Consider the following 13797-nt stretch of genomic DNA (forward strand, 5'->3'; position numbering starts at 1 on the left):
TGGCGGACGCGCAGTGTCCGGGTGTCCGTCCGGACGGACACAACGTCCGCCGGACGCCCGGGTCGCGCCGCGCCGTTAAACTAGGTGGACACCAGCAGGAGCATTCGCAGCATGTGTGGAATCGTCGGCGCGATCGCGGATCGCGATGTGGTACCGGTCCTGATCGAAGGTCTTAAGCGGCTGGAATACCGCGGTTACGACTCCGCCGGCATCGCCGTGGTCGACGGCGCCGATGTGCGCCGCGTGCGCCGCACCGGACGCGTCGCCGAAATGGAAGGCGCGGCCCAATCCGAAGGCTTGCACGCGACGCTCGGCATCGGCCACACGCGCTGGGCCACGCACGGTGGCGTCACCGAGGCCAACGCGCATCCGCACATCAGCTTCGGCGAACTGGCGGTGGTGCATAACGGCATCATCGAGAACCACGAGGAACAGCGCGAGCGCCTGCGCGCCGCCGGCTACGCCTTCGAGTCGCAGACCGACACCGAAGTCATCGCCCACCTCATTCATCACTATCAGTCGCAAGGCGCGGACCTGCTGGCCGCGGTGCAAAGCGCGGTGCGCGAGCTGATCGGCGCCTACGCGATCGCCGTGGTCAGCAAGCGCGAGCCCGGCCGCCTGGTCGCCGCGCGCATGGGCTGCCCGCTGCTGGTCGGTCTGGGCGAAGGCGAGAACTTCGTCGCCAGCGACGTCTCGGCGATCATCCAGGCCACCCGCAAGGTGATCTTCCTCGATGAGGGCGATACCGCCGACGTGCGCCGCGACGGCGTGAGCGTATACGACGAGCACAACCGCCCGATCGAGCGCGAGATCCACCTGTCGGATGTGTCGCTGGCCTCGCTGGAACTCGGCCCGTACCGCCACTTCATGCAGAAGGAGATCCACGAGCAGCCGCGCGCGATCGCCGACACCATCGAAGCGGTGATGAACGACGGCGCGTTCTCGCCGGCGCTGTTCGGCCGCGATGCCGAGTCCGTGCTGCGCGATATCGAAGGCGTGCAGATCCTGGCCTGCGGCACCAGCTACTACGCCGGCCTGACCGCGCGTTACTGGATCGAAGCCATCGCCGGCCTGCCTTGCCAGGTCGAGGTCGCCAGCGAGTACCGTTATCGCAAAGCGGTCGCCAACCCCAAGCAGCTGATCGTGACGATCTCGCAGTCGGGCGAAACCCTGGACACGATGGAGGCGCTGAAATACGCCAAGTCGCTGGGCCATGAGCGCACCCTGTCGATCTGCAACGTGCCCGAGAGCGCGATTCCGCGCGCCAGCAAACTGGTGTACTACACCCGCGCCGGCGCCGAGATCGGCGTCGCCTCGACCAAGGCCTTCACCACCCAACTGGTGGCGCTGTTCACCCTGACCGCGACGCTGGCCAAGTTGCAGGGCCGTCTGGACGCCGCGCAGGAGGCCGGGTTCATCGAGGCGCTGCGCTACCTGCCCGGCAGCGTGCAGCACGCCCTGAATCTGGAGCCGCAGATCACCGCCTGGGCCGAACGCTTCGCGCCCAAGCAGCACGCGCTGTTCCTGGGCCGCGGCGTGCACTACCCGATCGCGCTGGAAGGCGCGCTCAAGCTCAAGGAAATCTCCTACATCCACGCCGAGGCCTACCCGGCCGGCGAACTCAAGCACGGCCCGCTGGCCCTGGTCGACGCCGCCATGCCGGTGGTGGTGATCGCACCCAAGGACGGGTTGCTGGAGAAGGTGAAGTCGAACATGCAGGAAGTGCGCGCGCGCGGCGGCGAACTGTTCGTGTTCACCGACGAGGACAGCCAGTTCGGCGCCTCCGAAGGCGTGCACGTAATCCGCGCCCCCCGCAACGTCGGCGTGCTGTCGCCGGTGGTGCACGCGATCCCGGTGCAACTGCTGGCGTATCACGCCGCGTTGGCGCGCGGGACGGATGTGGACAAGCCGCGGAATTTGGCTAAGTCGGTGACGGTGGAATAGTTTCCAACGGGGGTAGCCTGAGCTACACCGTAGTCGTGACCACCCCTCAGCTGTGGCAGCCCCGCCACACTGACGGGCACCGGGCGCTGGCGGAGCTGGTCCTGCGGCTGCGGGACCAGTCGGGCTTTGACTTCGCCCGGATCGCAGATGAATTGAACTGGTCAGGTCAGCTTAGCCCTCGGGGCAAGCCGTTCTACCCGGAGCTTGTGTACTCGATCTACCGCAAATGGACACGGAAGCAGTCCCGAGAATCGCAGGCGAGCGTGGTACGCCTAGCGGATGTTTCCTTACGACTGAACGCTCAGTAGCGATCCTGATCGCTAACTCGGCTTGCAGCCCAGAAGCCAGCCATTGAGTCCTTTGCCGCTTAGGCGGTCGTAGATGCGCACCATGTCGGCGAGTTCGCCATAAGGTATGCGCTCGCTGTCCTCCCACCCGCTGGTCTCGTCGCTGAAGTTGTACTCCAAGCGATTCTTGAAGCAGTAGCTGGCGAGCTTATAGAGCTTAGTATCGAGAGACTGCTTGTCTGGATGGTACGTGGTAGACAGGCATGCTTGATGGGGTAGAGACCATCGCGCGTGCACCCATTCATGGAACGCGTCGGCGTCGAGGTCTGCAACGTCTACCACGCAGTGGCAGTGGACGATGATCTGCGTTCGAGCTGCTTCTTCAGGCTTCTGACGTCGAGCGATTAGCGCACGAATCAGCCTAGCCTTACGGGTGTCCGACGCCATCGAGTACAGGGTGCCAGTGTCGATAACTTCGATCTCGAACGCCCCCTGCATCCAGAGCTGCGGAAATCGTCGGCGCATCGCCTTAGTCTCTCCCCGCGCTTGTTCCAGAGCGCGCTTTACCTCGTTCAACCCCGCTACTTCTGCCTTCTGTCCGCGGGTCGCTTCTATCGCGGCTGAGAAGTCCTGGCTCCGCAGATCGACCACGTCAAAGATGACAGTCAGGTGCCGAAATGCCTTATGCACCCGGTCGTGCCTGTTGCCGTGTCGCTCTTTGACTCGGACAGCGAGGCGTACACGAAGCGCATCCGCGTAACGGTCTCGGCAGGGTTTGCAGTAGATCGACGAGCAATAGGCTCCCCGACCGCAGTTCTGCATCCGGTCTGCCAGCTCGTCGCAGCCCGATGCTCGTAGCGCCTGACGGACGACTGTCTTTGTCCGCTTCCCGCCGTGGACGGGGGCGATTCGTTTCAAGTGGGCGAACTGCTCGGCTCTTGTCGCTTTCAGTTCGGCGAAGCCTTTTGCCATTGGGTCGGTTCGGTGTGGCTGCTGACTATATATATCGAATGGGCTGCTTGACTGCTGACCGATAAACGGAACATGCGGCGGAACGGACTTTGGGTGGCTCGGGATCGTCCTGCAGAAACCACTCGAATTAAAGGGGTTCTGTGGGGTCTTGCCGGTCGTTCAGGTTCGTCCCGGGTCGGGCGCATCAATAGTATTAGAAAAGGAACAGGGGGAAGCCCGATGACAGAGAACGAAGCACTAGAACTAAGCATCATTGAACGAAGGAGACTGGTGCTGCTGAGCAACCATCCGAGCCACCATCAGGGCATTGACCTGACTGTTGCAGACCGTGAAGGGGTAGAGACCCTGCGAGATTTCATGGCGACGCTCCTGCGTGTCGCCGCAACGAGGTATGTCGGCTATGGCGAACAGGGCTGAGACAGGAATGCACGCATACCTCCTGCGCGGATCGGCGCAGTTGTTTGCCGATGCTAGGGCGATGTCAGAGGCGTCTGGTATGTCCATGGCGGCTTTCATAAGAGACGCCGTCTCGCGCGCATTGATCGAAGCCAGTGCGCGCGAGACGGACATCGGTACGGATGTCCGTAGTCCGCCATGTCAGAACTAGAAAAGAAGAAGGAGTACGAAGATGAAATATGGTCTTACTTTCGATGCGTGCCTGCGCATCGATCCAATTCGCATCTACACACTGCGTGATTCGTGCCGCAAGTGGATCGATTCTCTCCAGATGGAGGGTGAGTTCAGTAGCGCGATTAGCGTCGATGCTGACAGTGTCGAGAAGGCAATGGCGCTTGCGAAGGACGAGCTTGAACGCTCGGATCTAGAGGTTCCTGGCTTCTCCGGTGAAGTCCGAATCGACAACGTACGGTTCACCCGCGTGCTCCAACGCTTCGCCGGAAATTGGGAAGAGGTGTGGTCGTCCGGAGCGATCCAGTGAAGCAACTAGTTCAAGTAACCGTTCCGAAGACCAAAGCGGAGCTAGTTCGCGCCTTGTCGGATGCCTCCGTTAGACGCCTACGCGTTGACCTGGTGTCGGGGTCCAAGCTGGATGACGCAACTGCAAAGACTGTCGCTGACTGGCGGCGTGGGAAGGGTCGGGTTCTGGTTGTGGTGCTCGACCTTGGGGCAGAGCAGTGAGGACGCGTTGCGTTACCGTGTCCTTCCGTATCCCTAAGGCACCGGCGGAGGCGCTGCGGATCCGCTCGCCAGAGTGTCCGTCAGTGCAAGCGAGGTCGCGCGGTAGTCGCGAAGTCAGCCCCTAGCTCCCTGCGAACAAAGCCTTTCGGCACAGGAGGCGATACATCATACTTCCCGAGGGGGTGGCGCGCAGTTAGTCGAGGCTGGGCGCGATCAAACTATGTACGGCGCAAAGTTGAGCTGAGAGACAACGACAAAATGACTTCAGAAGAGCTGACCCACCGGTACCCGAACGACGAAGGTCAAAAGGTGGGGGACATGGAGGTGTTCCAGACTCAGTTAACCACTTTGACGCAGTACGCGAAGCACGGCTTGCTTCCTGATACGGATTACGGTCCATACGCGACACAGAAGTGTGACTCGCTCGTCATCCGCAGGCAGCCAGTTCTGTCGCCGGTCGTCATTGGCGAGGATAAGGCTACGGGCGGAGTGAATGCTTCGAACTGGAAGAAGCTAGCCAAGAACCTGTTGCTGAAGAAGTTGATTCCGACGAGGACCGCCATCGGGTATCTGACTGACGGCGCGAGAACGCATTGGATCAATGGCGCGGCAGACGAAGTTGTAGAGATTGTCCGCGAAGACGGCAAGCCAATGCCGACAAAAATCGATTTCAACGACGAGGCATTTGGCGCGGAACTTCAGTACATCGTTGATCACTTCGATCCAGTGACAGGGAAGGTGGCGGCGCCCAGTGCCGCCGATCCACATGCTCTTGCGCAGCAAGTGTGGCAAACAATCTGGCGATTGAAGGCTGATCGTCCAGAAGACTGCCTGGCGACGTTTGTCGAGTTGTTCATATTTAAGTTCTTGGATGACCTTGGGCTGCTCAAGAAGGACGACGACGGATTGGATGTGTCGCTCCAGTTTGTCCTCGGTCTCGACCGGGAAACCTGCTACCGCTACTACTACAAGACGGTTCGACCATTCATCAAACGCCTATTCCCAGCTGGAAGTGATGGGCTGAGCATTATCAATGGCATAGTTCTTCAGCCCACCAATCGGGATCACAACTTCATATTTCACGAGCTGCTGAAGAAGTTCGTGAAGTTCGGGTCACTCCGAAACACGAGTCCGGAATTTAAGACAAAACTCTACGAGTCGTTTCTACAGGAGAGCGACACGACCACAACCTTTGGGCAGTTTTTTACGCCTAGAAGGGTTGTTTCAGCCATACACGATATGGCTCAGGTCGAGAAGCTCGCCCACGGCAAGACAATCTGCGATCCGGCTTGCGGAGTAGGTGGCTTCATCCTTGAGCAGATGGCGAGGGATATCGATTCGCAGTTCGTCATCAAGGGCAACAAGATTAAGCCGACGCACGATTGGTTGGCTTACGACATTGTTCCAAAGACCGCCATCCTCGCCAAGGCAAATGCGTTAGTGCACTGCGGAGACCTTCTTGCGAATCAACCGGGTCGAGTTGGTTCGTTCGCGAACTGGCTCAATGAGACATTCACCTGTGTCGAGACAACTTCTCTTGGTGCGCTGGATAAGCGCCCGGAGAATGAATTTGATCTCGTAGTTACGAATCCACCATTCGTCGTGTCAGGTTCTGCTGACATTGGGAAGCTGGTAAAGCAAGACTCAAAGAGGAGGAAGTACTTCGATCAGAAGTACAACGGTGTTGAGGGACTATTCCTGCAGATGATCGTCAAGGGTCTAAAGCCCAATGGCGATGCGTGGGTGTTGCTGCCTGAAACATTCTTCCTTCGAAGTACCGATAAGGTTTTGCGCGATTGGGTTTTCGCGAACTGCAAGATTGATCTCTTGGCGCTGCTTCCTGAGCGAACGTTCTTCAATACTCCAAAGCGAGTTGTCGTTGCGCACATGAAGAAGCGCCCGAAGGCGCTGAGCGCTGCTGGGCTCGACGCTGCGCTCGGAAAGGAGGAGATTCTCCTTTACGCTGTGAGCGAGATTGGAGAAACGCGGGACGCGAGGCGGCTGCTGATTCAAGACAACGACCTCCCGGAACTGGTCGAGACTTATAAGCGGTTCGCTGCTGGCGTTGCTCCGACAAAAGCATTGGTACGGGCAGTAGCGGTGCCTGCGATCAAGATCAAAGAATCGCGATCGATCAACATTCGTCACTACTGGGAGAAATCGACTGCGCAAGAGCTTGGGTTGCTCGGCGCAGATGAGGATCCGGTCAAGCTCCGGGAGCAAGTTCAGCAGAAGATGGATGCGTTGACTGCTGCTGCGCTCGCGTGGAGCACAAGTTCTGTTGCTTCGGCAGCGCCACCTGCGGTTCTTCATGTGAAGAAGATCCGCCTTGGTGACACAGAGTACTTCCGACTTCGCATTGGCAAGCGTGTCCTGAAGAAGGACATCTACACCAAGCTAACGGGCGTCCCTCTCTACAGTGCAAACGTTCGAAAGCCCTTCGGGTATGTGAATGTAGCCAACGCCGGAGACCTGACTCAGGGCGGAGCGCTTTGGAGCATCGACAGTGACTTCGATTGCAAGGGCGTAGCGCCAGGTGAGGTCTATTCGATTACTGACCATTGCGGGCAAATCGAGCTGGTTGTTGATGGTATCGACCCGAGATACTTTGCCGCGCAAATCAGAAGCGCCGGAAACGAACTCGGATTCAACCGGGATTACAGACCGTCATTGAATGTAATGGCGGACTTGGAGATTGAACTCCCGATTGATGGCGACGGTAACTTCGATGCCGCTGCAATGACGGCTTGGGCAGATTACGAAGAAGAGGTGCAGCGGTACCGAGACCATCTGGCGTCGTTGATCAAGGAGTAATGCGCACCACTTTCGTAAACCTCGCTGTAGCGCGCTTTACGGGCTGTAAAAATAAGCGTGTAAAGCTTTACTTTTAGCCTGTTCACATTCAAGCTCAACCCTACGGCTGTTCCATTTGGAACGGGGGTAGGGGGAGTGAAATGGCGGTCTATGGGTACGCGCGCGTTTCGACGCTGACGCAGGCTAGAGAGGGTGAAAGCCTCGAAGCGCAGAACCGGCAAATACAGGCTTACGCCGTCTCCAAGGGCTTGCAGCTGTCCGACGCGGACATCTTTGTTGAGGCTGGCGTAAGCGGTGGAATCGAGTTCCAGCAGCGCCCCGAGGGCGGGCGGCTCTACAACCTCGTCCAGAAGGGCGACTTGATCATCTTCCCCAAGCTGGACCGGGCATTCCGAAATACGCGGAACGCACTGAACGTCCTCCATGACCTCAAGGAGCGGGGCGTCCACATCCATTTCATTGACCTGGGTGGGGACGTGACCGGGAATGGCGTCGGCGCCATCGTCTTTACGATCCTTTCCGCCTTTGCAACCTTCGAAAAGGAACGCATTGCCACTCGCATCCGCGAGGTGAAGCAGATCAAGAAGGCGCAGGGAAAGTTCACTGGTGGTCGGCGTGCCTTTGGGTACGAAGTGATCGACCTAGTGAAGGTCCCAAAGCCTGACGAACAAAAGATCATCGCGGAGATGAGGGCTCTTCGTGGAAAGGGAGAGAGCTATCGCGGCATCGAGAAGTGGCTGAGCGAGAAGAAGAAGCTCAACATCTCGGCAATGGGCATCAGGCACATCCTCAATGAAGCCAACTGAGCCGGCTCCTGTTCTTCACATCTACACCCGCGTCTCAACAACGGCGCAGGAAGAGCAGGGTACGTCCCTAAGTTCGCAAGAGAAGCTTGGGCGCGAGCGTGCCAAGGCTCTTGGCTTTGACGCCAGACTCTGGAACGAGGGCGGGAAGAGCTCAAACCACGAGGAAATAGCGGGGCGACCTGTACTGCAAGCGCTAGTCAATGAGATTGCAAACGGTAGTGCGAAGCACGTATTCGTCTACGACCAGTCGCGTCTGTCCAGAAACGATAACGTCGCATCCGCCATCCGTTATCAGTGCAAGAAGAACGGCGTAACCCTCTACACGAAAGACGGTAAGTACGACTTCACGAATGCGTCGGATACCTTCCTGAAGCAAGTGCTAGACGCTATGGCGGAGTTTGACAACGCCGGAAGAGCGGAGCGCACACGACTCGGGAAATTGCAGCGGGTTAAACAGCACCAGTGGCATGGCGGTCCGCCGCCCTTCGGCTACCGCCTTGAAAGCAAGAAGCTGGTGGTGGAGAAGGCTGAGGCTGCCAAGGTCAAGGAGATCTATCAGCGGTACGCATCAGGCGAATCGGTGTACGTCATCAAGAAGTACCTCGACAAGAGCGGAGTGCTTCCGAGGCGCGGTGGCGCCTGGACCGGCGGGTCCATTCTGAAGATTCTCGAGAACACGCACTACGTCGGCTACTACATCTACCGTGACGGTAAGTCCGACGAGCAGCTTCGCGTCGAGTGCATCCCGATCGTTTCGAGTTCGAACTGGCAAGCCGCGCAGGAGAAGCGGAAGACTGTTCTATTGCGGAAGGGGCAGGTCAACAGGACGAAGCATTTCTACCTGCTACGGGATCTGATGTATTGCGGTTTCTGCAATGCACCACTCGGCGCGCGAACGAAGGCTTCCAAGAACGAGCACTTCTACTATTGCCCAACGAAAGAGCGTGACTGGAAGAAGGGCATTGAGCCGAAGATCAAGCACTCGAAAAAGGATGGCTGCGGGTTTGCTCGATCAATGAACATTGATCAGGCGGACAAGCTTGTGTGGGATGTGGTCATCGACATCCACGCCAAGTCGAGCCTGCTGAAGGAAGAGGTTAAGAAGCAGCTGATTGGCGGCATAGTCTCGCCAGATACGGGCTATGAAGCCACGCAAAAGAAGAACGAGAAGAGCATTAAGTTGGCTGAGAAGGAGCTTCAGCGGGCAGACGAGGCGATCACCGAGCTGGAGGTCGAGCATAGACTCGGGCGGACGGACGCCAAGCTGTTTCCGCAGATCATGAAGCGATTGCGGGAGCAGCGAATCACCATCCAGGCACGCATCGAGACGCTTCGTGAGGGTGCTAGGAACCAAGCCCAGGAGCGGAAGTGGGTCGATTGGGTTAAGGCGTTCGGTGATGAGGTGAAGCTGAAGTCGAAGATGACACCGGAGGAGCGAAAGGAGTACCTCCGAGGGATGATCGAACGGATCGACGTCAAGTTCCTCGCGGAGACCAAAGAGCACCGGCTGGAAATCCGCTTCATCAAGCCGATCGTCGGTGACGGGATCGTCCTTCAGAAGCCCAAGGGCTATAGGCTGAGGAAGGGCGCGACGAGTAAGCTCGTATCGCTGCCAATGCGGGGTCCGCCCGGAAAACGAGCGACCCCCGTTGGAAACAATTCCGTTACGGTGGAGTGAGGCGAGGGCGCGACCGAGCACATGGAACGCCCACTGGATATCGAGGCTTGGGCGACCGCATACATTGCGGTCCATGAGGTTGGCGCACACCTAGACGAAACACATCCGGATTTTCTGGCGGCCTACTATTTCTTGGATGCGCTCGCTGGCCCGAGGGTCGAGGAGTGCTGGCAGGGCATTGTGGCTGTCGTCAACAAACGCCCGTCGGATCTTGTCTTGGGCATGCTCGCGGCGGGCCCGATGGAAGATCTCCTGATGCATGCGGGCAGCGAATTCATCGGGCGCATCGAACTGGAGGCTGGCCGGAATCCGGATTTCCGTCGCATGCTTCAGGGCGTTTGGGAGAGCGGCGCGCCTGAGGTCTGGGCGAGATTCGAGAGGGCGCGTAGCCCATCTGCGCGTGGCCAGTAGAAGTGGCTGAAAGCGAAGCAGCTTCGCGTTTTTCTAGTGCGACTTAGCTTAGACGCGTTCCCATGCCTACAGCCATCATCAAGGAAATTTGGCAGCAAGCCGAAGGCACCCGGGTTCGCAAAAAATCCTCATGCCAATCGCGAATTCTCGAGTTCACGGGTCGATCCTCGCGTTCAACTCCCGTCAACTCCATGTGCAAAGAAGCAGAAGTTGAGTCGTCTTGTGAGCGCGTCGAACACTTCATTCAAGCCGAACCCTTCTCGTGGCTCGGCTCAATCAGGCGTTAGTCCCCATGAAAGGATGCCTTGCAGCTCTCGCTCTGGCGCTTTGCGGCTGCGCGACCGTGTCGCGTCCCGTGACCGAAAGCTTGTCGCTGCGCGTGGATTCGTACGACTCAGAGAGCGGCAAGTATCTGCTTACGCTCCGTAACGACTCGCTGCGTAGCGCAATCTTCCTGCATTATCTCGTAACGTACTCCACCGAGCCGACAAGCGGGTCAGCTGGCCGGCCAACCTTCCCGCCGGATGAGCCTGTGATGCTCCATGACCGCCGCTTGGCGCCAAAGGCAACTTTTCAAATTGCGGGCACTTGTTCGTCTAACGAGGCATGTCGTCAACCTGGTACCTACGCGGGTGTTTACGCTTGCTGGTTCACCTCGCGATGGGAGTGTGATCAGTACTTGTTTGTGTGGTCAGACAGGGCGCTAAATGGGACCTGACAATTCATTCAAGCCGAACCCGCTTCGCGGGTCGGCTTAGTTCAGACGTTAGGCGTCATGCCGTACTTCCGTGTGCGTGTCGAAGGAAAGAACATCTCAGTCCCGATGGACGGCTCGATCGCGATCGGCTTCTTCACAACACGCGCAGTCCGAGCGCGATCGCGCGAGGAGGCCATTGAGAAGGTGCGATCCATGCTCACTACTGCCTGGACTACCGGGCCGTATGCAACATGGAATAACGGGTCCGTGCCTACCATTCTCATTGAGGAAGTCTGGCGGTCTCCATGGTTCGAGAACATATTCTTCAGAAATGACGGGCACATCTTTTACCCGGATGGAGAGGGCGAAGACGAGGCCTAACAATTCAATCAAGCCGAAGCCGCTTCGCGGCTCGGCTTAATTCAGGCGTTAGACACCACATGGAAGATTCCATCGACATTGAGAGCTGGGCAAACTCCTACATTGAGCTCTACTCTATCGAGCAAGAGATTGATACAGATCATCCGCATTGGTGGGCGATTGAGCGAACGTTTCATTGCCTCAGGCGCGAGCATGCAGAGGAGCTTTGGGGTTTCGTGCTCTTCGTGCTTAGCAAAAGCCCAAATGAGCGTGTCTTATCTTGCCTAGCCGCCGGTCCGCTTGAAGAACTGATAGCTTACGATGGCAAGTACTTCATTGATCGCATTGAGCTATTAGCGCGACAAGACCCAGCCTTTAGAGATCTGCTTGGGGGCGTTTGGAAAAACCAGACTCCGGCTGACATTTGGAGCAGAGTAGAACTCTGTCGTGGCGCTGCGTGGTAGTGGTGCCTAACAATTCATTTAAGCCGAACCCGCTTCGCGGATCGGCATAATTCAAGCGTCAGGCGACATGGAAAGCTCATTAGAACTTCGCATCAGCAATCTCGGTTCCCGGGTCTCCAGTACTCGCGACATCCTCCCCTTCGCTACCGTCGAGGGAACAGACGTAGTCATCCGGTGTCCGGCTGGATCCGGAGAGAGTCCTAGCGAAAAGCTCGTTTGGTTGTGGGGCATGCTCAAAGACGAGCGCCGAAAACTCAAAACACTCCAGGCGGATGGCGCCTTGCTCTCCTGCGTTTGCGCTGTCCCTCGTGGCCCAGTAGTGTTACAGCCCAATGCTGCTGAGTTCCTGCATCTGACAGGGGTGTCGCTCGTCATCACTGTCGGTGCCGCGTAACAATTCATTCAAGCCGAACCCGTTTCGCGGGTCGGCTTAATTCAGGCGTTAGGCGCTGAAGGAAAGTTATGAAGCTTCTTGCCTTAGCTCTGGTTCTCGCAGTTGCCCCTCTTGTAGCGACCGCGACTAGCGTGGAGATTGAGCGTGGTCCTCCCGCTCTAGTGACCAAGCGGGCAGATAAGCATCTCTACGACATTTACGTGACCCTGCCTGAAGCCACGGATTCCTACGCTCCAGGGGAGATTCGCATCTACCTCAGGCGCGAGTTTCCGGACTACATGCATGTAAGGCTTGCTCAAGACTTCCCTCGTGGCGGCCGCGTCCACGCGAGGATCGCAATCTCCCCGGAGCACGAGGCTTCGTACTTCGTTTACGTTTACGACCATCGCGAAGAACGAGACCTTCTCTTGTTCGAAGGCAGCCTCACTGGCTTGGGTGCGGATTGAGCGCGCCTAACAATTCATTCAAGCCGACGTCGCTCCGCGACGCGGCTTAACTCGAGCGTTAGGCGGCCTAATGAAGATTTCGACGCTAGCCATGCTCCTTGGAAGCCTCGCTCCACTTGTGTGCTCAGGTAGTGATCTTCGCGATGCAAGACTTCTCTCCCCCGTAAAAGACAACGGGGGAATCGACGGCTGCTCTTGGAGCGCATCTTCCAGCCAGGTTGGGACCGGTTCCATTTTCCTGGCTGAGTACGACCAATCCAAAGTGCTCATGAACATCGACGGCCGGGACACAGAATTCCGAAAGGTCTCAAGTCATGGCCATCTGAAGCAGCTCGGTAGTGTGTTGACGGCTGTCTATCGCTCAGAGAGGGGCGCTGTCGTGTATGGAACATTTCGGACTACTTGGCTCTGCCCAGAAGATGGGACCGATGAGTCCTGTGAAGTGACTAGATTTGATGCCACCTTCGAGGTAACCACGGGCACTAGGCGTCAAGTAGTTCAGGCAAAGGGAGACGTGGGCTGTTGACACGGCCGCCTAACAATTCGTTCAAGCCGAGCCCGCTTCGCGGTCTCGGACTTGGCCGGGCCGTATCGGGCGGGCCGGCTTAACTCAGGCGTTAGGCCGCAAAGAGCTGTACGTTGCCACAAATTTCTTGCCAATTAGTTTTCGTTTGCTTTGCAAACCCGCGTATCGTTTCATATCGCAATTTTTCGCACCACAAAAACAGATCCGGCAAATTTCGTTTGTTCGCTTCGGGACGTTCTGTCGCGGCTACGGCGCAACACAAAGCAGCCGCGCCTCCGCTATGGAGTTCACGGTGTTCGTCAGGAGCGGAGGCGCTACACTTGGGCCAGGTCGGTGGTTATCTCGGCAATCGGCGGCCTAACAAATCATTCAAGCCGAACCCGCTTCGCGGGTCGGCTTAATTCAGGCATTGGGGGCATAGCAGATGTCATGGGTGACCAACATCTCGTCGTTCCGAGACTTCTTGTCATTGGTGATCGTCCACGCACCTGATGAGTTCCCAGAGGAGGACTATTTCGAGCCGCATGAACAGCTGAACCTTGAGAGTGCCTTTCAAGAGTTGCAGCGCGGCGTGGATCTGCTTGCCAAGTCCGGGATGAGGTCTAGCTCCGTGGCAGAATTGGCTAACCTTTTGGATACCTCATTGTTGGCCTATAGGACCGGCAATGACGTCAAGGGTGCGCACTTGCTTCAAGAGCTTGAGTCGCATGCTTTCGGTTCGCCGTCTGCCCCCTAACAATTCATTCAGGCCGAAACCGCTTCGCGGCTCGGCTTAATTCAGGTGTTAGGCACCAGCATCATGACTACTGAGATCGTTGAGTTTCGGCAAATGCTTGAGGCAGGCCAGCGCTATTTGGTGGG

11 protein-coding genes are annotated in these 13797 nt (G+C 57.7%); 10 read left to right on the top strand and 1 reads right to left on the bottom strand.

The window, feature by feature from the left end:
- Positions 1-111: 111 nt before the first annotated feature.
- Positions 112-1944 carry a glutamine--fructose-6-phosphate transaminase (isomerizing) gene (gene glmS / locus LVB77_RS04420; RefSeq protein WP_232909001.1) on the top strand — a complete coding sequence of 611 codons (1833 nt, stop codon included), beginning with the start codon at positions 112-114 and terminating at the stop codon, positions 1942-1944.
- 320 nt (positions 1945-2264) lie between these two features.
- On the opposite strand, the gene LVB77_RS04425 is transcribed toward glmS, so the two are convergent.
- Positions 2265-3203 (bottom strand): hypothetical protein, encoded by a 939-nt coding sequence (locus tag LVB77_RS04425; protein ID WP_232909002.1) that lies wholly within the window; start codon positions 3201-3203, stop codon positions 2265-2267.
- A 219-nt stretch (positions 3204-3422) separates the two neighbouring features.
- Here LVB77_RS04425 and LVB77_RS04430 point away from each other — a divergent pair, with 219 nt between their 5' ends.
- The 9 genes from LVB77_RS04430 to LVB77_RS04470 all read left to right on the top strand — a co-directional run bounded on the left by LVB77_RS04430 (position 3423) and on the right by LVB77_RS04470 (position 13672).
- Positions 3423-3620: a hypothetical protein gene (locus LVB77_RS04430; protein WP_232909003.1), complete on the top strand. Its 198-nt coding sequence runs from the start codon at positions 3423-3425 to the stop codon at positions 3618-3620.
- A 211-nt stretch (positions 3621-3831) separates the two neighbouring features.
- Entirely contained in the window at positions 3832-4140 is a 309-nt protein-coding gene (locus tag LVB77_RS04435) for a hypothetical protein (RefSeq protein WP_232909004.1), read from the top strand.
- Between the two features lie 458 nt (positions 4141-4598).
- Positions 4599-7154, top strand: a complete 2556-nt coding sequence (locus LVB77_RS04440) for an N-6 DNA methylase (protein ID WP_232909005.1) — start codon at positions 4599-4601, stop codon at positions 7152-7154.
- 140 nt (positions 7155-7294) lie between these two features.
- Complete coding sequence (locus LVB77_RS04445; protein WP_232909006.1) at positions 7295-7960, top strand: recombinase family protein; 666 nt, start codon at positions 7295-7297, stop codon at positions 7958-7960.
- Positions 7947-9638, top strand: a complete 1692-nt coding sequence (locus LVB77_RS04450) for a recombinase family protein (RefSeq protein ID WP_232909007.1) — start codon at positions 7947-7949, stop codon at positions 9636-9638. Before LVB77_RS04445 ends, LVB77_RS04450 begins: the two co-directional genes overlap by 14 nt.
- Positions 9639-9659: 21 nt before the next feature.
- Positions 9660-10049: a DUF6869 domain-containing protein gene (locus LVB77_RS04455; RefSeq protein WP_232909008.1), complete on the top strand. Its 390-nt coding sequence runs from the start codon at positions 9660-9662 to the stop codon at positions 10047-10049.
- Between the two features lie 1137 nt (positions 10050-11186).
- Positions 11187-11570 (top strand): DUF6869 domain-containing protein, encoded by a 384-nt coding sequence (locus LVB77_RS04460; RefSeq protein WP_232909009.1) that lies wholly within the window; start codon positions 11187-11189, stop codon positions 11568-11570.
- A 462-nt stretch (positions 11571-12032) separates the two neighbouring features.
- Positions 12033-12410, top strand: a complete 378-nt coding sequence (locus tag LVB77_RS04465) for a hypothetical protein (protein WP_232909010.1) — start codon at positions 12033-12035, stop codon at positions 12408-12410.
- Positions 12411-13369: 959 nt separating this feature from the next.
- On the top strand, positions 13370-13672 hold the full coding sequence (locus tag LVB77_RS04470; RefSeq protein WP_232909011.1) for a hypothetical protein: 303 nt from the start codon (positions 13370-13372) through the stop codon (positions 13670-13672).
- Positions 13673-13797: the final 125 nt, after the last annotated feature.

This window comes from Lysobacter sp. 5GHs7-4 (assembly GCF_021284765.1).
GTDB lineage: Bacteria > Pseudomonadota > Gammaproteobacteria > Xanthomonadales > Xanthomonadaceae > Lysobacter.

What these genes read in the sequence shown, in the direction of transcription:
- LVB77_RS04460 (WP_232909009.1), top strand. Translation starts at nt 11,187, where the DNA reads ATGGAAGATTCCATCGACATTGAGAGCTGGGCAAACTCCTACATTGAG.
- LVB77_RS04465 (WP_232909010.1), top strand. Translation starts at nt 12,033, where the DNA reads ATGAAGCTTCTTGCCTTAGCTCTGGTTCTCGCAGTTGCCCCTCTTGTA.
- LVB77_RS04440 (WP_232909005.1), top strand. Translation starts at nt 4,599, where the DNA reads ATGACTTCAGAAGAGCTGACCCACCGGTACCCGAACGACGAAGGTCAA.
- LVB77_RS04445 (WP_232909006.1), top strand. Translation starts at nt 7,295, where the DNA reads ATGGCGGTCTATGGGTACGCGCGCGTTTCGACGCTGACGCAGGCTAGA.
- glmS (WP_232909001.1), top strand. Translation starts at nt 112, where the DNA reads ATGTGTGGAATCGTCGGCGCGATCGCGGATCGCGATGTGGTACCGGTC.
- LVB77_RS04435 (WP_232909004.1), top strand. Translation starts at nt 3,832, where the DNA reads ATGAAATATGGTCTTACTTTCGATGCGTGCCTGCGCATCGATCCAATT.
- LVB77_RS04430 (WP_232909003.1), top strand. Translation starts at nt 3,423, where the DNA reads ATGACAGAGAACGAAGCACTAGAACTAAGCATCATTGAACGAAGGAGA.
- LVB77_RS04455 (WP_232909008.1), top strand. Translation starts at nt 9,660, where the DNA reads ATGGAACGCCCACTGGATATCGAGGCTTGGGCGACCGCATACATTGCG.
- LVB77_RS04425 (WP_232909002.1), bottom strand. Translation starts at nt 3,203, where the DNA reads ATGGCAAAAGGCTTCGCCGAACTGAAAGCGACAAGAGCCGAGCAGTTC.
- LVB77_RS04450 (WP_232909007.1), top strand. Translation starts at nt 7,947, where the DNA reads ATGAAGCCAACTGAGCCGGCTCCTGTTCTTCACATCTACACCCGCGTC.